The 19159-nt window shown below is 71.0% G+C and carries 16 protein-coding genes and 1 tRNA gene; 6 read left to right on the top strand and 11 right to left on the bottom strand.

What is annotated here, in order from left to right:
• Nucleotides 1–158: 158 nt before the first annotated feature.
• From EMA09_RS15080 to EMA09_RS15050, 7 genes are all read right to left on the bottom strand, one after another.
• Complete coding sequence (locus tag EMA09_RS15080; RefSeq protein ID WP_129841551.1) at nucleotides 159–4166, bottom strand: ATP-binding protein; 4008 nt, start codon at nucleotides 4164–4166, stop codon at nucleotides 159–161.
• A complete protein-coding gene (locus EMA09_RS15075; protein WP_129841550.1) occupies nucleotides 4153–4587 on the bottom strand; it encodes a DUF6375 family protein in 435 nt (144 codons plus the stop codon). The genes EMA09_RS15080 and EMA09_RS15075 overlap by 14 nt, the downstream gene beginning before the upstream one ends.
• Entirely contained in the window at nucleotides 4584–5483 is a 900-nt protein-coding gene (locus EMA09_RS15070) for a radical SAM protein (protein WP_168220732.1), read from the bottom strand. The genes EMA09_RS15075 and EMA09_RS15070 overlap by 4 nt, the downstream gene beginning before the upstream one ends.
• 216 nt (nucleotides 5484–5699) lie before the next feature.
• Entirely contained in the window at nucleotides 5700–6485 is a 786-nt protein-coding gene (locus EMA09_RS15065) for a hypothetical protein (protein ID WP_240796405.1), read from the bottom strand.
• A gap of 122 nt (nucleotides 6486–6607) precedes the next feature.
• Nucleotides 6608–7297 carry a DUF488 family protein gene (locus tag EMA09_RS15060; protein ID WP_129841547.1) on the bottom strand — a complete coding sequence of 230 codons (690 nt, stop codon included), beginning with the start codon at nucleotides 7295–7297 and terminating at the stop codon, nucleotides 6608–6610.
• 242 nt (nucleotides 7298–7539) lie between these two features.
• A tRNA-Pro gene (locus tag EMA09_RS15055) sits at nucleotides 7540–7613 on the bottom strand.
• Between the two features lie 45 nt (nucleotides 7614–7658).
• Entirely contained in the window at nucleotides 7659–8591 is a 933-nt protein-coding gene (locus EMA09_RS15050; protein ID WP_129841546.1) for a metallophosphoesterase, read from the bottom strand.
• 36 nt (nucleotides 8592–8627) lie between these two features.
• Between EMA09_RS15050 and EMA09_RS15045 the strand changes: the two genes are divergently transcribed.
• Nucleotides 8628–9092, top strand: a complete 465-nt coding sequence (locus tag EMA09_RS15045; protein WP_129841545.1) for a GatB/YqeY domain-containing protein — start codon at nucleotides 8628–8630, stop codon at nucleotides 9090–9092.
• 9 nt (nucleotides 9093–9101) lie between these two features.
• On the opposite strand, the gene EMA09_RS15040 is transcribed toward EMA09_RS15045, so the two are convergent.
• A complete protein-coding gene (locus EMA09_RS15040) occupies nucleotides 9102–11387 on the bottom strand; it encodes a transglycosylase domain-containing protein (protein ID WP_129841544.1) in 2286 nt (761 codons plus the stop codon).
• Nucleotides 11388–11725: 338 nt separating this feature from the next.
• Here EMA09_RS15040 and EMA09_RS15035 point away from each other — a divergent pair, with 338 nt between their 5' ends.
• Complete coding sequence (locus EMA09_RS15035) at nucleotides 11726–12070, top strand: WhiB family transcriptional regulator (RefSeq protein ID WP_240796404.1); 345 nt, start codon at nucleotides 11726–11728, stop codon at nucleotides 12068–12070.
• Nucleotides 12071–12079: 9 nt separating this feature from the next.
• Here EMA09_RS15035 and EMA09_RS15030 read toward each other — a convergent pair whose 3' ends face one another.
• Nucleotides 12080–13372, bottom strand: a complete 1293-nt coding sequence (locus EMA09_RS15030) for an ArsA-related P-loop ATPase (protein WP_129841543.1) — start codon at nucleotides 13370–13372, stop codon at nucleotides 12080–12082.
• 7 nt (nucleotides 13373–13379) lie between these two features.
• Nucleotides 13380–14402, bottom strand: coding sequence for an ArsA-related P-loop ATPase (locus EMA09_RS15025; protein WP_129841542.1), 1023 nt, complete (start codon nucleotides 14400–14402; stop codon nucleotides 13380–13382).
• A 29-nt stretch (nucleotides 14403–14431) separates the two neighbouring features.
• Here EMA09_RS15025 and EMA09_RS15020 point away from each other — a divergent pair, with 29 nt between their 5' ends.
• The 4 genes from EMA09_RS15020 (at nucleotide 14432) to EMA09_RS15005 (ending at nucleotide 18383) form a co-directional block, all read left to right on the top strand.
• Complete coding sequence (locus EMA09_RS15020; protein ID WP_129841541.1) at nucleotides 14432–14596, top strand: DUF4177 domain-containing protein; 165 nt, start codon at nucleotides 14432–14434, stop codon at nucleotides 14594–14596.
• On the top strand, nucleotides 14593–15060 hold the full coding sequence (locus tag EMA09_RS15015; RefSeq protein WP_129841540.1) for a RidA family protein: 468 nt from the start codon (nucleotides 14593–14595) through the stop codon (nucleotides 15058–15060). Before EMA09_RS15020 ends, EMA09_RS15015 begins: the two co-directional genes overlap by 4 nt.
• A gap of 279 nt (nucleotides 15061–15339) precedes the next feature.
• Nucleotides 15340–16491 carry an FHA domain-containing protein gene (locus EMA09_RS15010; RefSeq protein ID WP_129841539.1) on the top strand — a complete coding sequence of 384 codons (1152 nt, stop codon included), beginning with the start codon at nucleotides 15340–15342 and terminating at the stop codon, nucleotides 16489–16491.
• Between the two features lie 62 nt (nucleotides 16492–16553).
• The gene (locus tag EMA09_RS15005; protein WP_129841538.1) at nucleotides 16554–18383 is read left to right on the top strand and encodes a prolyl oligopeptidase family serine peptidase; all 1830 of its coding nucleotides are present in this window, start codon (nucleotides 16554–16556) and stop codon (nucleotides 18381–18383) included.
• On the opposite strand, the gene EMA09_RS15000 is transcribed toward EMA09_RS15005, so the two are convergent.
• Nucleotides 18310–19131 carry an SURF1 family protein gene (locus EMA09_RS15000; protein ID WP_129841537.1) on the bottom strand — a complete coding sequence of 274 codons (822 nt, stop codon included), beginning with the start codon at nucleotides 19129–19131 and terminating at the stop codon, nucleotides 18310–18312. The two genes, EMA09_RS15005 and EMA09_RS15000, sit on opposite strands and share 74 nt — an antisense overlap.
• Between the last annotated feature and the right edge of the window lie 28 nt (nucleotides 19132–19159).

The following is a 19159-nucleotide window of genomic DNA, read 5'->3' as shown; positions in this document are numbered from 1 at the left end:
TAGCAGATCAGACCCCTGACCTAGCACTTTATTGTCGGGAACGCACGACGTCTTGGTCCGACGAGCGCGAGCGCGGGAACGCCCGCGAGCCGGGGGCGTTGGCTGGTGCGTCGGCGGCAGCAGCCGCCGAGCCAGCGGCGCCCGTTGGCGTACGACCTTTAGTTCTCCGCACTGCGCTGACCTGCCCCCGGCATTCGGATGTGGCGCCACACGTGCGCGTAGCTGCGACGCACTGCGCGCATCCAGGAAGGAACAGAGTTCCAGTCGGCGGCCACCTCTCGCTCGCCCCAAGCCACCTGCATGATCCGGCGATCACCGGCGAAGTCCTCGACAAGATCGCGTCGCAGGAAGAGTAGGTGGCCGCGCCAGGGCTTGTCCGCGCGGAAAACTGCGGAGGCGCGCTGGCCATCCAGGCCCACGAGGTCGACCGTGCCGGGCAGTTGGCGCAGACCGAACCTGGCAGCGAACTCGAACGACGGCACGTCGTAGCTCCCGCCGAGACCGATCTCCGAAGGGCTGTCGGGGGCGAACTCCACGGCGACCTGGTCGAGCCCGATGCCTTCGTCCTGCCAGTCGCGACGCAGCGCGCGGTGCGGGAAGGCGCCTGAGGCATCGTCGTCGAGGGTCAGCTCGAACCGGGGGCTCCACGGCATTTCAGCGGCCAGCACGTCGCGGACCATCGGCAGCGGAGGGAAGAAGTGGTTTCCCAAATATTGGCGCTCGCCGGCGAGCTGTTGGGCGGGTTCCGCGTCCTCCGGCTCCATCAGGAGGGTGCGGAAAAACCCGAACACGGTCCGCCCGTCGTGGCCGTGCTTCAGATACCCCTCGACCAGAAGCCAGCCGCCCTTCACGCCGTGGACCTCCTCGGGTGACCACAGCTGGTCCGGGACGGCCACCGTCCCCGAGGTGAGCCACGTCTGGTCGTCGGTCGGTTCCACGGGCGCCCAGAGCGGAAGGGGCATGGGCGCCACGGGAGGTCGGTCGGGAAAGGTCGGGTCGATGTCGGGCATCAAGCGCTCTGCGTCCCCGAATGGGGCTGGTGCGCGGCCGACGTCCACGAGGCGGCCGACCATTTCGTGGTAGGCGATCCAGCCGTACTTCTTGCCGTACCGCTCCACCCTCCTTTTAGAGCTGTAAGGCCGCTCGGCGTTCGCGGCAATGGACTGGTCAACGCTGCCGAATCCCTTCTCGCGCCAGCCCAGTTCCCAAACGCGGGCCATGACCTCGGCGCGGGCCCTGCGGTAGTCGGGGTGGGTGAAGTCGTAGTTGTCCCTGCCGTTGATGGCGGCCCCGATGATGTAGTTCTCGAAGTCCATGCCGAAGGTGCGGGCGCACTCCTCGGCGTTGGGGTCGTCGTCCTCCATCACCTCGGCTGGCGCCACGGCAGCGAACCTTGGCGCGAAGGCGTCGACACTCTCCGGGACGGCGGTAGGGTGGAGGGCGCCGGCGAATTCATAGGTGGCCCGTACGTGGCCGCGCAGTTGCTCGTGTGAGGTGGGTGTGGTCCCGCCATCGAGGAAGTGGCTGCGCAGTTGCACCAGCCAGTCCCGCAGCGCGCCTTCGAGCGGTCCGCCGGGATCGGGCATCTGGTGGGCGCTGACGGCGCCGAACGCTGCGGCGACGACCCGTTCGATGACGTAGGGGTCATCGATATCGAGCATCCGGGCGGCGAGGTCGAACAGCCGCTTGGGTTCGGGCCGGCCGTAGCGCTGGATGGCTTTCGTCGCCAGGTCCCGCATGCTCGTGTCCGAGGAAGTCAGCAGCCAGGCGATGGCCAGCGCTTCCAGGTCGTCGCTCTCAGCGCGATCGCTGGTGCCGGACCACCTGTCGATCGCTCGTTCCAGGTCGGCCGTCAGCCGGTCTGGAGCCTGGCCTCGAGCCCATTCGGTCCAGCGCAGGTCACGTTCGGGAAGGGGCAGCTGGCGCAGGACGCGGTCGAGGAATACGGCATTCAGGCGGTGCGGCGCCGACCTGCGGATCTCCCACAGACGGCCGAACGCTGGTCGGCCCTTCCTTCTGCTGGGATGCGCGGTAACGAGCGCGGTTGCGAGCGCGTCGACGGTCTCGTCGTCGAGGAAGTCCGATTCGGTGGTGAGTTCCTGGGCGAGCACCAACGAACGGTGTTCATCGGGGGCGACGCGCCACAGGTGGTGCCGGGTGAAGCGGCGTGGCAGCAGTGAGATGAGACCGATGAGGATGTCCTCGGCGAGGGGGTGCGCTTGGTCGCCCAGGAAGGACTGCCAGAGAGTCGCCTCCGCGAGCTGCTCGTTGACGTCCGCGGGGGGAATGCGCACCAGAATCGCGTCGGCGATCAAGTATCCAGCGAGGCGATCAAAAACGAAGCCGCACTCCGTGTCGTCGGAGCCTCTGATCTCTTCGCGGAAGATCACTCCCTCCTCTGCGAGGCGCCGGAACAGGCTTTCGTCCCAGTTCGTCTGGTCAGCGTCGAGGATTCTTCGTGCTTCGTCGAACGGAAGCCGACGGACGCTGTGCGCCCACAGGTGTCTCGCCAGAGCCGTGAGGCGGCGCTGGATCTGGTCCGCCGGCACCGGGATGCGGGCCGGATCCTGGGCCAGCCGCTCGACCACACCCTTGCGGTACAGCTCGAAGACGCCGATGAGGGACTGAGGCAGCGCTTCCACGCCCACCGGCACTCGGCGGGCGTGGTTCGCGGCCTCGCAGTACATGCGGACGAACAGCGGGTTGTGGAACTCTCCCATCGGCAGCCAGGCGTCGGCCGGATTGATCAGGTAATGACGGAAGTACACGCGGAGGATGTCGTCGACTTCCGCGCGCTGCCACTCCAGCTCCAGGAGCACTGTGTCCTGCGGGAGGGCCTGGTCGGCGAGCGCCTCGCGGAGGGTGACGATCACCGCCACGTGAGGGTAGGCGCCCAGGGCCGGTGCCAATCCGGCGAGCAGTGTTCTCCACTGCGAGGGCCGCTCTGCCTCGTTCAGGCCGTCGATGATCAAAGGAATCCGGCAGCCGGCGCGGCTACCAGCTGAGTTGAGCGCTTCCAGGAGGTCCTCGAAGTAGTCGACCTTCAGTCCGGGGATCCGTCGCGCGAGGTCGTCGAGCGTCCCGCGGGCAGGCAGGTTCCCGCCCTGGATGAAGACTCCTGCCGTGGGCTGGTCGTTCGGGGAGGTCATCTGCGCGGCGAGGTGCGTCTTGCCCTGTCCCGCGGCGGCGATGACGGCGAGTAGGGGGGCTTCGATGTCCGCCCGGGTGTCGTGCAGCCACTGGACGATGTCGCGGATCTCCGCACCGAGACCAGTGACCAGCAGCGCCTCGGGCAGGCCACGCTTCCTCAGTCTGAGCACGAGGCGTCGCAGTGTTCGGGGAGAGGTTGCGGGCAGCCGCTGTTCGGCGAGGCGCTCGCGGACCTCCCAGGGCCGGAGGCTCCTCCCTGCGTCAAGGACCTCCCGCAGGTCGTCGACGAACCGCTCCAGGTCGTCGGCAATCTTTACGGCGTCTTGGCGGAAGGTGTTGTCGAGGCCGTCGGGGGCTGCGCGCAGTGCCTGGATCCGGGCTGCGATGTCGTCGGTGCGCTGCTGCAGCCACTCGAACGACGCCGGGCGCAGCAAGGCCCGGTCGATGCGATGCTCCACGTGGTGGGAGGTGTGCAGCCGTGGCATCCACCGTGCCTCGACGGGTGCAACAGATCGCTTGTGGGCTTGCGCCAGTACGTCTGCGGTGAGGGCAAGTTCACCGAAGAAGGTGGAGCGGAGCTCGTCGTGTCCCGCGAGCTGGTCGTCGTAGTTCTCGGTGGACCAGAGTTTGACGCTGACCCCCTTCTGACCGAGTCCGTTGATCCATTCCTCGTCCCCCTTGGCGGGTCGCTTCGGAAGGCAGAGCACAAAGTCGGTCAGCCCTACGACGTGCTCGATCGCCTTAGAGAGCGAGTCCTCGATCTGCTTGCGCTGGCCTGCGCTGAGCTCATTCTTGCTGTTGAGGATGAACCACTTGCACGACCAACCCCAGACGCGGCCGGGGTCGCCGAGAGCACCGGCGTGATCGACGTGCAGGTAGAACTCGACGCCGGGCTGGTTGCGGCGCTCCCGCATCGTGCCCAGCGCGCCGTAGCGGCGGGAGACGATGGCCCGTGTGAGCGCTTCGAAGTTCCGGTCGGCGGCGCCGGGCAGACGTTCCAGATCAGTCAGATCCACTGTCGCTCCGAGTGCTTGCATCCGACCGAGTGATCGTGTCCTCGTCCCATTCGTGACGGGAGAAGATCTCGACTTTCGCGCCGTAGTGGAGAAGTGCCTTCAGGAATCCCTGGACGTCGGACTCGTCGGTCCAGATCCGGACCATCTCTCCGGTGCGGGTGACGGTGTGGTCAAGGGCGAAGACATCGACGTCGTACCTCCCCATGTCGTACAACTTCATTTTGGCGAGTGCTTCGCCGAGTTCGCGAGGCATGCGCTCGCCAGGGCTCTGCCAGTCGTCATCGGACCACGCGTCCTCGGCAAGAGCCTTCAGAGCCTCCATGCGCTCCTCCGCTGCCTTGGCACCGGTGACCGTCTGAAATCGGCCGATCAAGACCAGGTCCATCGAGTGCTCCGAGCCGTAGCCGTTCCAGATCCTCATCGGGCCTCCCTCAGCGCCTGCACGGCTTTCATGATGGAGCCCCCGACTGACAATCCCGTGGGCGCATAGGCGTGAGGGCGCAGGACGCCTGTCGCGTCGACATGCATGTGTGCGTCGAGGGGGCGCTCGCCTGGGACGGCCTCCGCCGTGGGCAGCGTGGCTTCGAGGCCGGTACGGGAAATCGCGAGCCGAACCCCGTTCCTGGCTGCCGCGGCCCACTCGACGAGGCGCTGAGCGTCGGCGTCGCTGATACCGGGAGTTGCCGCGGTTGGCTGCTCCGGAAGAAGCAGGAGTTCGGACGCGCCGACCTCGTCGGCGAACTCTGCGAGGTCATCCAGTTCGCCGACCGTGTCGGCATTGATGACAGCGTTGATGCCGAACGGGGCGAGAGAGCCGAGCAACCCGGCCGCCTGGACCACGGCCGCGAACGGCCGGCCGCGGAGCCGCTCGTAGGTGGCTGCTACCCCGTCGACTGACAGGCGGACGAAGTGCACGGCCCCGCGCAGGGATTCGACGAGTTCGGGTGTGAGCCGGTGCCCATGCGTCGTGAAGGTGACCGCCATAGACGTGGACTGGGCTATGTCCGAACACAACTGGGCGAACCTTCGGTACGCGGTCGGTTCCCCTCCTCCGAAGCCAACCCCGAGGCACCCGGCAGCATCGAGTTCGACCGCCCACGCGACTACACGCTCCCTGTCGAGCGCGGCGGCGTGCTTGGGCGCATAGCAGTAGGCGCAGCGGAGTTCGCAGGCGTTAGTCAGCGCGATGGACAGGTACCGCGGAGCACGGGAGAACTGCTCAACGGGAACAGGCACCTCGTCGAGGAGCACGTTCATCCCCGAGTTACGGTCGAACAGGTGAACACCGGCTGCGGACAGGCGAATCTTGCACGTCACCGACAGCATGATGCCACCGCTGCCAGTGATGCCGGGAGGGAGCGTGCAAGGTCGTCGGTGCAGTGCCCGCAGTGGGGCGTCGGGAGCGTTGTAACTGAGCGCGGCACTATGAGGGCGCCACGGCGACGACCAGCATCAAGGTGGAGCGGCTGTAGGAATGACGGCTGGGGTCCCCGATGCGGTTGGCCCCGGGGACCATGCCCTGCGTAATCACCCTTACAGGTCGAACAAACTCTCCTGGAAGTTCTCGACGACATCCCGTCGCGGGTAGAACAGGCCCAGCAGCAGAAAAGTCTTGGGGCGGGCCGCGACGTTTCCGACGAAGCAGTGCACGGCCTTCTCCGGAGAGATCATCCGGTCGAACCAGCGCTCGCGGAGCTTCTCCTCCACGTCGTCCTTCCCATACTGGCGAAGGAACTTGCGGTACGACTCGCCCGCCTCCCAGTCCCTCAGCCCCATGTCGTGACCACCGCACTCCCGATCCGCGCATCGGAAGCTGTACCGGAACTCAAGTGGCACCCACTCCAGTTGGCGAAGGTCCTGCGCGAGTAGATCCAACTGATCAGCCAGGGCCGCCTTTGAAGCTGGCCAGGGCTCAGCAGGTGCGAAGCGGAAGCCGGTGAACTCTTCTGGGCGGAAGACACCAAGCGATGTCCCTCGCCGTTCCTGGTCCCGCTTTATGGAGCACAAGGACGGCGCCACGAGGGGCTGAACATGCGAGAAGCGTTCGCGCCAGCCGTCCGCTGTCCCGAGGCGCTCGATGACCTTGAGGGTCTGCAGGTTGGGGCGCAAGCTCTCGGGACGGCGGTCCCCGGGGTGTCGCTGCACGTCGACCTCGACGATCGAGTACTTGGCGAACTGGCTTTCTTCGTTCAGCAACCGGAACGGAACCGGAAAGAGCCGCACATGCTGGGGCGTTCCCTGGTCGAGCCGTATGCCGGCCACGCAGCTTGTCTCGTGGTACTTCGCGGACAGTTCCGGATAGGTCTTGACTGTGATCATGATCCGTGCGCGCTCTCGACTCCCCGATCCCATGGTTGCCCCCTCCATAGATCTCCCGATCCTATGATTGGAGGAGAGGCATGCGATGCGGGCAAGAGCGCGTGCAGGAGCGAGGGGTGAAGTCAGGCCAGGGGAATTACCGGCACGGCGGCTCGATTGCGAACCGTCTCCAGGACGACCTGCCGGTGGCAGCGGCTCTCGTCCTTCTCGAAGCACAACACCGCCACCCGCGACTGCTGGGCATGCTCCGCGAGGCGGTCAAGGTCGGCCTGCGCCTCCTGGGACCGCAGCAGGCCACGGAAGCGCGCGCGTCCCACCTCGACCCGGCCGTCCCAGAAGGGCTCCCGGTTGTCCTTCGGATTGCCCAGGCCACGCAGGTGCGTGTACTCAATACCGGCCTCCGCCAGGGCATCTCCGAGGCGGGTCTTGCTGAAGCCCTTCTTGCGACTGATCGGCGTGAGCCGTACATCCGCCACGACACCGATGCGGCTGTCGACGAGCGCGGCGACGAACGAGTCGATGTCCCGCCCTTCGTATCCGGCGGACCATAGGCCGGGCGTGACGGCCGGGACCTGGGTCGCCCGGAACAGATCATCGAGAGAGACCGCAAGTGCCTCAGCCACCGAGCCAACGGTCAGGAAACCTGGCTGGATCGCTCCCTCGCTCTCCAGGCGACTCAGCGTTCCGACGGCGATGCCTGCCTCTTTCGCCAGCCGTTCCCGCGTCCACCCACGGTCTTCCCTTAACGCACGTACCCGCTGGGCGAGCGCACGGGCCCGGTCGTGAGAAGGAGCTGAGAGATGACCAGCCATATGCGGTGTTCCTAACGACCGTTGGGGTGGCCCGCACGGGTGTTCCTGATCAGCTACGAGCCCGGATTCGCGAATGCGCAGGTCATCGGGCGCGTGAGCGCCACTATTCCTGCGGCACCGGAGACTGCTCCCGGGAGAAGCCGATCAAGATCTTCTCCCATATCTCTCCCAAGCGATCTCCAGGAACCAATCAGGGACCCGACCCGCGCTGCGGATCAGGCCCCTGACCTGGTACTTCACTGTCGGGGTGGCGGGATTTGAACCCACGACCTCTTCGTCCCGAACGAAGCGCGCTGCCAAGCTGCGCCACACCCCGGTGCAGCGGTGACTACTTTAGCCGACGCGGGGCCGTTCGGGGAAATCAGGTTTCCCTCGGGGTCAGGGTCAGCAGCGTTGCCTCCGGTGGGCATGCGAAGCGCACCGGGGTGTAACGGTTCGTGCCGCAGCCCGCCGATACGTGCAGGTACGAGCGGTGGCCCGGTGTCTCGTGGGTCGAGAGGCCCTTCACCCGCTCCGGGTCCAGGTCGCAGTTCGTGACCAGCGCGCCGTAGAAAGGTATGCAGAGCTGGCCGCCGTGGGTGTGGCCGGCGAGGATCAGGGGGTAGCCGTCCGCCGTGAAGGCGTCCAGGACGCGTAGGTACGGTGCGTGGACCACGGCGAGGGAGAGATCGGCGTCCCGCTCCGGGCCGCCCGACACGTCCTGCAGGCGGTCGCGGCGGATGTGGGGGTCGTCCAGGCCCGTGAAGGCCAGGTCGAGGCCGTTCACCGCGAGGCGGCCGCGGGTGTTCGTCAGGTTGAGCCAGCCGGCGGCGTCGAAGGCGTCGCGCAGCTCCCACCACGGGTTGCGGGGCACGTTGTGCGCGGGACTGTTGCCGTGGCGGCCCGAGGCGCGCTCGGCGAGGTAGCGGGCCGGGTTGCGCAGCACCGGGGCGTAGTAGTCGTTGGAGCCGAAGACGTACGCCCCCGGGAACTCCAGCAGCGGCCCCAGCGCGTCGATCGTCTCCGGGACGGCGTCCGGGTCGGAGAGGTTGTCGCCCGTGTTGATCACGAGGTCGGGGCGCAGGCCGGCGAGGGACTGGAGCCAGCGCTGCTTCTTGCGCTGCCCCGACACCATGTGGATGTCCGAGACCTGCAGGACCCGCAGCGGTCCGGCGCCGGGCGGAAGGACCGGGACGGTCACCCGGCGGAGGCGGAACGAGCGGACCTCGAAGCCCGCCGCGTAACCGACGGCGGCGGCGCCGAGACCGGCGACGGTGAGGGCGGCGGTGAGAGGGATGCGGTATCGCGCGCGCATGGGGGACATCGTGTCACGGCTGACACAATGGTGAGCATGAGCTCCCTCAAGTCCCGCCTGCAGAACGACCTGACCGCCGCGATCAAGGAGCGGGACGAGCTGCGTTCCGCGACGCTGCGGATGACTCTCGCCGCGATCACCACCGAGGAGGTCGCCGGCAAGCAGGCCCGGCAGCTCTCGGACGACGAGGTCCTCGCGGTGATCACGCGGGAGACGAAGAAGCGGCGCGAGGCGGCCGAGGCGTTCGACCGGGCCGGGCGGGACGAGCAGGCGGCGCGGGAACGTGCCGAGGGTGAGGTCCTGACCGGCTACCTGCCGGCGCAGCTCACCGACGACGAGCTGGCCGGCATCGTCGCCGAGGCGGTGGCCGAGGCCCGCGGCGCGGGTGCCGAGGGCCAGCGCGCGATGGGCGCCGTCATGAAGATCGTGAAGCCGAAGGTCGCCGGCCGGGCCGACGGCGGCCGGGTGGCCGCCGCCGTGAAGCAGGCCCTGGCCGGCTGACCCGGCCCGTCAGGGCCAGTTGCCGCCGCCGCCGGACGGGAGGTCGATGTCTCCCAGGCCCGGCAGGTCGAGGTCGATGTCGCCGTCGTCACCGTTCCCGTTGTCGCCGTTGCCACCGTTGCCGTTGCCGTTGCCGCCGTTGCCGTTGTCACCGCGGTCGTCGTCACGGTCCTCGTCGTCGCCTTGCTCGTCGTCCCCGTGGTCGTCGGCGCGCGGCACGTCGACCTCGGTGAAGGACGAGGCCTGCACGCCCTCGAGCGCCCCCGTCATCGCCTGCCGCCAGATCGGCCCGGCGACGCCCGCGCCGCTGGCCCGCTCGAAGTACTGGCCGCCGATGGTGACGTCCTCCATCGCGAACAGCTCGTCGGCGCCGCCGACGCGGACCGCGGTGACCAGCTCGGGCGTGTAGCCGACGAACCACACGTTCTGCCGCTCGTCGGAGGTACCGGTCTTGCCGGCGTTGTCCCGGTCGGTGAGCCCCACGGCCTGGCCCGTGCCGTCCTCGACGACGCCCTTCAGCATCTGCGTGACCGTGTCGGCGGTGTGCGCCGACATGACCTGCTCGCACTCGGTCTCCGGCACGGGCAGCTCCTCGCCGTCCGCGTCGACGACGGAGGTGATCACGATCGGGGTGCAGTACGTGCCGTGGTTGGCGAAGGTCGCGTAGGCGTTGGCCATCTCCAGGGGGGCGATGGTCTCGGCACCGAGGGTGAAGGAGGGGCGGACGGGGAGTTCCTCGTCGTCACCGCGCACGACACCCATCTCGCGGGCGAGCGACACCGCGTTGCAGAGGCCGGCCTCCTGCTCCAGCTTCGCGAAGTAGGTGTTGATGGACTGGCCGAGGGCGCTGGTCATGTCCCAGGTGCCCTCCTCGTCCTCACGCTCGTTGGAGACCTCCCAGACCGGTTCGTCGGCGGAGCCGAAGCGGTTGCCCTCGCAGTCCTCGAACTCGTCCATCTGCATGACGATCTCGGACTCGGTCTCGTACGACTGGGCCGGGCTGATGCCCTCCTCCAGGGCCGCGGCCGCCGTGATCGGCTTGATGGTCGAACCGGGCTGGAAGCCGTAGTACGAGCCGCCCATGGAGTTCGACACGTTCATGTTGATCTGGGTCTGGTGCTGCGCGGGGTCGAAGCCGTACGGGCGGCTCTGCGCCATCGCGAGGACATGGCCCGTGCCCGGCTCGACCTGGACGACGGAGGCGACCGCGTCGTCCTCCGGGTCGGCGCCGTCGCGGGCGGCCTGCGCGGAGGCGGCCTGGGCCTGCGGGTCGAGCGTCGTGGTGATGGTCATGCCGCCGAGCGCCCACCGGGCCTCGCGGTCCTCCCTGGTCTCGCCGAAGACCGGGTCGTTCAGGAACGCCTGCTTCACGTACTCGCAGAAGAAGGCGGCGTCGTTGGTGGCGGTGATGCAGCCGACCTGGGTCTCACTGACGTCGAGGCCGAGGTCGGTCGCCTGCGCCTCGTCGGCCTCGGCGCGGGTGAGGTGGTCCGCCTCGACCATCTTGTCGAGGACGGTGTTGCGCCGGGCGAGGGCGGCCTCCGGGTGGAGGATCGGGTCGTATGCGCTGGGCGACTGGACCAGGCCGGCGAGGAGCGCGGCCTCCGCGACGGTGAGGTCCGCGGCGTGCTTGGAGAAGTAGCGCTGGGAGGCGGCCTCGATGCCGTACGCCTGCTGGCCGAAGTACGTGATGTTCAGGTAGTTCTCGAGGATCTGGTCCTTCGTCAGCTCCTGTTCGAGCTGTATCGCGTACTTCATCTCGCGGACCTTGCGGCCGAGGCCCTCGGCGCCGCTCTGCGTCATGGCCTCGGCGACGGCGGCCTCGTCGTTGCCCGCGGCCTCGACGAAGACGTTCTTCACGTACTGCTGGGTGAGGGTCGAGGCGCCCTCCTCGACCGAGCCCGACTCGACGTTGCGGGTGAGGGCGCGGAGGATGCCGCGCAGGTCGACGGCGCCGTGTTCGTAGAAGCGGGCGTCCTCGACGTCGACGAGGGCGTGCCGCACGTGCTCGGACATCTCGTCGAGCGGGACGACCGTGCGGTTGCGCTCGTAGACGTCGGCGATCTTCTCGCCGTCGGCGTCCAGAATGGTCGTCTTCTGTGTGAGCGGTGGCCGCTCCATCATCGCGGGGATCTCGTCGAACCCCTCCATGGTCCCCGCCGCCGCCAGACCGATGAGACCGGCGGCCGGCAGGGCCAGACCTGCGAGTACGGCTCCGGCAACGACGCTCACCCCGAGGAACTTGGCGATCTGCTGCGTCGCGCTCAGCCCGCCACCCGGACGCTTCCTACCCATGGCGCCAGCCTACGTTGCGAAACACCGGACAGGCGGCCATCCCTTCGCCTAGGCTGCTCACGATTCACACGACATGCCTGCCGTCAAGCTGAGACTCACTCGAAAGGGTGCACTCGAACAGACGTCGCACGCACGCCTGTCACGCCTGTGACCAGCGCGCCTCCTGTTCACTCGTACGAGTGACATCGCCCAACGCATAGTCCTAATGGGCCATAGGAGATTAGGCCCCTCGGGGGTGTTGTGGGGTGCCCGCCTTCCGTAACGTCCTGCTCCGGCGAGGCGAATATGCCAATCGCCGCCGTGGGGGAGCCTGGTTTTCGGGGAAGGACGGCACCTGCATGAGCTGGCTTACGGACTGGACCGCGCAGGCGGCCTGCCGCACGACGGATCCCGACGATCTGTTCGTGCAGGGCGCGGCGCAGAACCACGCCAAGGCGGTCTGCACCGGCTGCCCGGTCCGGACGGAGTGCCTGGCCGACGCGCTGGACAACCGGGTCGAGTTCGGCGTCTGGGGCGGCATGACGGAACGGGAACGGCGCGCCCTCCTGCGCCGTCGGCCCACCGTCACGTCGTGGCGCCGGCTGCTGGAGACGGCACGCTCGGAGTACGAGCGGGCCGCGCGGCCGGAGGAGGCGGACGCCGCCGGCGGCCCCGGGTTCGAGGAGTACGCGAACGTGGGGTGAGCGCCCGCGTCATGCGGCGGGCGCCGGGGGGAGGGCCAGCAGGTCGCCGATCGTGCGCAGACCGGTGAGGTCGTGCACGTCGCCGGGCAGCGCGGTGATCTCGGCGACCGGCACCGTGGGGTGGAGCGAGGTGAAACGCGCGCGGACGCGCTGCTGGCGCGCGAGGCGGCGCATGCCCTCGGCGTGCACACGGAGCAGGGCGGCGGCGAGCGCGTCGGGGGCCTGCGCGGGGCCGTCCCAGGGGTCAGCATCCCCGGTCCGATGATCGACAATGCCGGACTGCGGGATTTTTTCCGTACCGGTCGGGGGGACGGACGCGGCGCCCGGAAGGTGCTCCAGCGTCTCCGCCGCGGCCGTGGCCCGTTCCGCGCCCAGCCCCGGCACGGCCGTCCTGTGCACCCTGTTGAGGATGAGCCCGGCCAGCGGCATGCGGTCGGCGGCGAGGCGTTCCACGAAGTAGGCGGCCTCGCGCAGCGCGTCCCGCTCGGGCGCGGCGACGACGAGGAACGCCGTCCCCGGCGCCTGGAGCAGCCGGTACGTGGCGTCCGCGCGCGTCCTGAACCCGCCGAACATCGTGTCCATCGCCGCCACGAACGTCTGCACGTCCCGCAGCAGCCCGGTGCCCATGACGGTGCCGAGCGCGCCGGTGACCATGCCGAGCCCGGCCATGCCGAGGCTCATCACCTTCCGGCCGGCCCGGCCGCCAGCCCGCGCCGGGGCCGCCAGGACGCGGATGAGCCGGCCGTCGAGGAACGAGCCGAGGCGCTGCGGCGCGTCGAGGAAGTCGAGGGCGGACCGGCTGGGGGGCGTGTCGACGACGATGAGGTCCCACTCGCCGCGGGCGGCGAGCTGGCCCAGCTTCTCCATCGCCATGTACTCCTGCGTGCCGGCGAAACCGGCGGAGAGCGACTGGTAGAAGGGGTTCGCCAGGATCGCGCGGGCACGCTCGGGCTCCGCGTGCGCCTCGACGATCTCGTCGAAGGTGCGCTTCATGTCCAGCATCATGGCGAACAGTTCGCCGCCGGCCCCGCGCGCGGTGCCGGGCACGGCCCTGGGCACGTTGTCCAGCTCCGTGAGCCCCAGGGACTGGGCGAGGCGGCGGGCCGGGTCGATGGTGAGGACGACGACGCGGCGGCCGCGTTCGGCGGCGCGCAGGGCGAGCGCGGCGGCGGTGGTCGTCTTGCCGACGCCGCCCGAGCCGCAGCAGACGACGATGCGGGTCCCCGGGTCGTCGAGCAGCGGGTCGACGGCGAGCGCGGGGACGTCGTGCGGTGCGGCGTGGGATGACGGGTGCGGGCTCATGTCCGGGTCACCATTCGTGGTCGCGGAGCAGGCGGGCCAGGCGGTACAGGCCGGCGATGTCGACGCCGTCGCCGAGCAGCGGCAGGTCCCGGACGGGCAGGCCGGGGCCGGTGAGCGCGGCGCGGCCCTCGGCCTCCAGGGCGAGCCGTGCCGCGTACGCGTGTCCCTCGGCGAGGAGGGGGCCGGCGATCCGTTCGGCTTCGGGGAGGCCCGCGCGGGCGAGGGCGGCGGCGAGGGCGGCCGGCTCGGCGTCCGGTGCCGGCGGCCGGGCGAGCAGCGGCGGCCGGACCATGTTGACGACGACGGTGCCGGTCGGCAGGCCGGCGGCGCGGAGTTCGGCGATGCCGTCGACCGTCTCCTGGACCGGCATCTCCTCCAGGAGCGTCACGAGGTGCACCGCCGTTTCCGGGGAGGTGAGGACCCGCATGACGGCCTGGGCCTGGTGGTGGACGGGGCCGACGCGGGCCAGTCCCGCGACCTCGTGGTGGACGCCGAGGAAACGGGTGATGCGCCCGGTGGGCGGCGCGTCCATGACGACGGCGTCGTAGACGTACCGGCCGTCCTGGCCGCGGCGGCGGGACGCCTCGCACGCCTTGCCGGTCAGCAGGACGTCGCGGAGTCCGGGGGCGATGGTCGTGGCGAAGTCGATGGCGCCGATGCGGCGCAGTGCCCGCCCCGCGCCGCCGAGCTTGTAGAACATGCTGAGGTAGTCGAGCAGGGCGCGTTCGGCGTCGATGGCGAGGGCGAAGACCTCGCCGCCGCCGGGGCCGATCGCGATGCGGCGTTCCTCGTAGGGCAGGGCCTCGGTCTCGAAGACCTGGGCGATGCCCTGGCGGCCCTCGACCTCGACCAGCAGCGTGCGCCGCCCCTCGTCGGCGAGGGCGAGCGCGAGCGCCGCGGCGACGGTCGTCTTGCCGGTGCCGCCCTTGCCGCTGACCACGTGCAGTCTGCGCGCTGGAGTCACACCGGCGAGCCTACGGCGCGGCCCGGACGCGCGGGGCGGGGGGACGTACGGCGGCCGGCCCGGCATTGTCAGGGGCAGGGCCTAGAGTGGCGACCATGACGAAGTGGGAATACGTGACGGTGCCGCTCCTGGTGCACACGACCAAGCAGATCCTGGACAACTGGGGCGAGGACGGCTGGGAGTTGGTCCAGGTCATCCCCGGGCCGAACCCCGAGCAGCTCGTGGCGTACTTCAAGCGGCCCAAGGGCGGCCAGGCGTGAGCACGGTCGAGGACCGGCTGGCGGGGCTCGGGCTCGTGCTGCCGCCGGTCGTGCCGCCGGTCGCGGCGTACGTGCCGGCGGTGCGCACCGGGCGCCATGTGTACACCTCGGGGCAGGTGCCGCTCGTCGACGGAGCGCTGCGGTACGCCGGCAAGGTCGGCGCCGAGGTCACCCCTGAACAGGCGTACGAGTCGGCGCGTGTCTGCGCGTTGAACGCGCTGGCCGCCGTCAAGTCGGTCGCCGGCGACCTCGACCGGGTCGCGCGGGTGGTGAAGGTGCTCGGCTTCGTGGCGTCGGCGCCCGGGTTCACGGGCCAGCCGCAGGTGGTGAACGGCGCCAGCGAGCTGCTCGGCGAGGTCTTCGGCGACGCCGGCGTGCACGCCCGCAGCGCGGTCGGGGTCGCGGTGCTCCCGCTGGACGCGCCCGTCGAGGTCGAGATCCAGGTCGAGCTGGCCGGGGACTGACCGGCGGCCGTACGCCCGGCGGCCCGCGCCGCGCGTACGCCGGCGCGCGGTGCGCCGGGCCCGTCCCGGCGATGCGCCGCGGGGCCTCTCCACTTCTCAACGGGCGTGCCAGAATGGCGAATTGGCCCGGCCGGGCCTGCGGCGTACCCGGAGCCGGGGAGGGTGAGCAGTGCGGGCGCTGAAGAAGGACGATGCACGGCGCGCCGGCCCGGACGGTGCGATCGTCGTACGGTCGCGGCGCGCCGCCGCCCCGGGCCTGCCGCCCGCCGGGAGCCTCCGGTGAACGGCGGCCCGTTCCCCTACGAGCGGTACCTGACGCCCGTCCCCGAGCAGGCCGACGCGCTCGTCGACCTCTCGGACGTCGTCCGCGACGCCCGCCTCGGCCGCCACGGCGCCCGCTCCCTCGACCGGCTCCGCCTGGTCATCGAGGCGCTCGGCGACCGGCTGCGCGACCAGTGGGTCACCGTGCACGCGATCGCCGACCCGCGCCTGCGCACCCGCCGCACCGAGTTCCCCGACCGCACGGAGCCCGACCTCCTCGCCCGGCTGATACGCGACGGGCTCGTCGCCGAGCTGCCCGACGCCCGCGAGGCGCTGCTCGACATCGCCGGCATGACCGGCCTGCCCGTCATCGGCCGCGACTCCTACGACGACCTCCGCGGCGGCCACCCCTGGGTGCAGGGCAACACCGCCCAGTTCCTCATGCCGCGCCCCGCGCCCGCGCGTACCGTCCGGCTGACGGCGCGCGACATGGGCGTGCACGCCGCCGATCGCGCGCCCCGGCCCCGCCGGCCGCTCGTCGACGTGGTGGCGCGGCACTGGCGGTGCCCGGAGCGGACGTGCTCGCTGTACGACCGGCGGCGCGGGGAGGCCGTCCAGCTCCCCCGGGTGCGCGGCGGCGAACCGCAGTGCGAGTGGCACGGTCTGCCGCTCGCCGACGACGGCCCGCGGCCCGGTGTCGCGGGGCTGAGGCTGCGCTGCGGCCCCGACGCGGTGCACCGGCTCGCGCTCGACGCCGGGACGACCGTCGTCCTCGGCCGCGCGCCGGGTCCCGCCCTGGACGGGGAGCGGACCATCGCCATCGACCGCTGCATCGCCGATGGCGGCTCCCCGCCCGACGCCGGGGGCCGCCGCGTGAGCCGCAGACACCTGGAGATCCGGGTCGGCGCCGACGCCCTCCGGCTGCGGAACCTCAGCAGGCACGGCACCCGCCTGTGGCGTCCAGGACCCGGCGCCGGGACATGGTCGGCGCTGCCCGACGACCGGCCCGCCGTCCTGCACACCCGTGACATCGCCGAACTCGCGCCGGGCGTCACCCTCGCCCGCACCGGGCGCCGGCTCCCCGCGGAGATCGCGGCGGCCTGGCGCGAGGCCGCGGCGGAGGCCGAACGCCGGGGCGGCGGGGGCGCCCTCACCGGTCCGCCGCCGTGACGCGGGCGCGACGATCCCGGGCACCCGGCGTCGGCACCCGGCCGATCGGGTAGAACGGGGCGATGACCGACTCCACATCCGCCACACCCGAGCAGGAGCGCCCCGACTGGGAGAAGCGCTTCCGCGCCGCCCGCGTGTCCCTGCCCCGCTGGGCCGAGGACGCGCCCGACCGGTCGCTGTTCGTCTCCAACGCGACCGGCACGTTCGAGCTGTACGCCTGGGACCGCGCGACCGGCGAGCAGCGCCGCGCCACCGACCGGCCGAACGGCACGGTGCACGGCACCCTCAGCCCGGACGGCGCGTGGCTGTGGTGGTTCCGGGACAGTGACGGCGACGAGTTCGGCACCTGGGTGCGCCAGCCGTTCCACGGCGGCGCGGACGAGCCCGCCGTGCCGGGCCTGCCCCCCGCGTACTCCGCCGGCCTCGCGCTCGGCCGTGACGGCACGGTCGTCGTCGGCCGCATGACCGAGGAGGACGGCACGACGATCCACGTCGTACCCGCCGGCGGCGGCGACCCCGTGGAGATCTACCGGCACCGCCAGTCCGGCGGCGTCGGCGACCTCAGCCACGACGGGACGCTGCTCGCGATCGAGCACACCGAGCACGGTGACGCCATGCACTCGGCGATCCGCGTGACCCGTCTCGACGGCACCCCCGTCGCCGAGCTGGACGACACGGCCGGCGGCACCGAGGAACTCGGCCTCACCGTCCTCGGGTTCGCGCCCGTCGACGGCGACCCCCGGCTCCTCGTCGGCCACCAGCGGCGCGGCCGGTGGGAGCCGCTCGTCTGGAACCCGCTGACGGGCGAGGAGCAGGAGCTGGACCTCGGCCTGCCCGGCGACATCGCCGCCGAGTGGTACCCCGACGGCAGCGGTCTGCTCGTCTCGCACAGCTACCGCGCCCGCGACGAGCTGTGGCGTCACGACGGGGCGACGGGCGCCACCGAGCGGATCGACACGCCGCCCGGCACGATCATGGGCGCGTCGGCCCGCCCCGACGGCTCGGTCGAGTACCTGTGGTCCTCGGCCGCCGAGCCGCCGGTCGTACGGTCCACCGCGGGCGGCCGGGTCCTTCAGCCGCCGGGGCCGCGGGCGCCGCGTTCCGTGCCGGTCACGGACGCGTGGGTGGAGGGTCCCGGCGGGACGGTGCACGCCCTGGTGCAGCGGCCGGCCGGGGGCGAGGGGCCGTTCCCGACCGTCTTCGACATCCACGGCGGGCCGACCGCCCACGACAGCGACGCGTTCGCGGCCGGCCCCGCGGCCTGGCTCGACCACGGCTTCGCCGTCGTGCGGGTCAACTACCGCGGCTCGACGGGGTACGGGCGGGCCTGGACCGACGCGCTGAAGCACCGGGTCGGTCTGATCGAGCTGGAGGACATCGCCGCCGTCCGCGACTGGGCGGTGGACAGCGGCCTGGCCGATCCGGAGCGTCTGGTCCTCACCGGCGGTTCGTGGGGCGGCTACCTCACGCTCCTCGGCGTCGGCACCCAGCCGGAGGCGTGGGCGGTCGGCGTGGCGGCCGTGCCGGTCGCGGACTACGTCGCGGCGTACGAGGACGAGATGGAGGCGCTGAAGGCCCTGGACCGCACGCTCTTCGGCGGCGCGCCCGACGAGGTGCCGGACCGCTGGGCCGCGTCGTCGCCGATCGGCTACGTGGACGACGTGAAGGCCCCCGTGTACATCTCGGCCGGCCTCAACGACCCGCGCTGCCCGATCCGGCAGATCGAGAACTACGTCGAACGGCTCGCCGCCCGGGGCGCGGTGCACGAGGTGTACCGGTACGACGCGGGGCACGGCTCGCTCGTCGTGGAGGAGCGGATCAAGCAGGTGGCGCAGGAGATCCGCTTCGCGCGAGCGCACCTTCCTGGCTCGGCCGGGGCTGCTCCGGAATGATGCCGAGCTCGGCGTCGCGCTGCTGTTCCACCTCGCGCCGGAACAGCCGGAACCACATGAAGACGGCGAACGCCGCGAAGACGAACCACTCGGCGGTGTAGCCGAGGTTCTGGAAGGCGTCCATGTCGAGGCCGGTGCCGGTCGGCGCCTCGGCCGGCACGGCCAGCATCGGCTCCTCGGCGTCCCGGACGGTCAGCCACGCGTCGGTGATCCCGTACGGCAGGATGTTGATCAGCGCGGCGGCGCCGATGACGCCGAGCTGGCCGGCCGGCAGCCCGTCGGTGGGGCCGTCCACGGTGGACGGCGACTCGGGGGCCTGGAGCGCCCCGGTGACGGTGACCTCGCCCGTGGGCGGCGCGGGGGCGCGGTCCGCGTCGGCGGTGCCGGGGAGCCAGCCGCGCACGACGGGCAGGGCGGGGCTGCCGTCGCTCGGGCGCAGCGGGGTGAGGACGTAGTAGCCGGTGCGGTCCTCAAGCCGCCGGCCCGGGACCAGCAGTTGGTGGGCGGCGTCGTACGTACCGGTGACCTCGGCCTGCTCGCCGACGCTCTCGGTGGTGAGGGGGAGGAGGTCGGCGATGGGCCGGGGGTCGCCCGTGGCCTCCGCCTGGCGCTGCTGCTCCCGGTGGTTGTCGACCTGGTCCTCGAAGCGGCCGAGCTGCCACATGCCGGCGAACAGGCAGACGGGGATCGCCAGGACGACGAAGAGGTTGATCCCCCACCAGCGCGGGGTCAGGAGGAACCGGTACACGGCCCCACCGTACTTCGGCCGGCGCCGT

Origin of the sequence: Streptomyces sp. RFCAC02 (genome assembly GCF_004193175.1) — a bacterium.
Classification (GTDB): Bacteria; Actinomycetota; Actinomycetes; order Streptomycetales; family Streptomycetaceae; genus Streptomyces.
This window is presented reverse-complemented; position numbering and strand designations above follow the sequence as displayed.

What these genes read in the sequence shown, in the direction of transcription:
- EMA09_RS15075 (WP_129841550.1), bottom strand. Translation starts at nt 4,587, where the DNA reads ATGAGGATCTGGAACGGCTACGGCTCGGAGCACTCGATGGACCTGGTC.
- EMA09_RS15065 (WP_240796405.1), bottom strand. Translation starts at nt 6,485, where the DNA reads ATGATCACAGTCAAGACCTATCCGGAACTGTCCGCGAAGTACCACGAG.
- EMA09_RS15060 (WP_129841547.1), bottom strand. Translation starts at nt 7,297, where the DNA reads ATGGCTGGTCATCTCTCAGCTCCTTCTCACGACCGGGCCCGTGCGCTC.
- EMA09_RS15050 (WP_129841546.1), bottom strand. Translation starts at nt 8,591, where the DNA reads ATGCGCGCGCGATACCGCATCCCTCTCACCGCCGCCCTCACCGTCGCC.
- EMA09_RS15045 (WP_129841545.1), top strand. Translation starts at nt 8,628, where the DNA reads ATGAGCTCCCTCAAGTCCCGCCTGCAGAACGACCTGACCGCCGCGATC.
- EMA09_RS15040 (WP_129841544.1), bottom strand. Translation starts at nt 11,387, where the DNA reads ATGGGTAGGAAGCGTCCGGGTGGCGGGCTGAGCGCGACGCAGCAGATC.
- EMA09_RS15035 (WP_240796404.1), top strand. Translation starts at nt 11,726, where the DNA reads ATGAGCTGGCTTACGGACTGGACCGCGCAGGCGGCCTGCCGCACGACG.
- EMA09_RS15030 (WP_129841543.1), bottom strand. Translation starts at nt 13,372, where the DNA reads ATGAGCCCGCACCCGTCATCCCACGCCGCACCGCACGACGTCCCCGCG.
- EMA09_RS15025 (WP_129841542.1), bottom strand. Translation starts at nt 14,402, where the DNA reads ATGCCGGGCCGGCCGCCGTACGTCCCCCCGCCCCGCGCGTCCGGGCCG.
- EMA09_RS15020 (WP_129841541.1), top strand. Translation starts at nt 14,432, where the DNA reads ATGACGAAGTGGGAATACGTGACGGTGCCGCTCCTGGTGCACACGACC.
- EMA09_RS15005 (WP_129841538.1), top strand. Translation starts at nt 16,554, where the DNA reads ATGACCGACTCCACATCCGCCACACCCGAGCAGGAGCGCCCCGACTGG.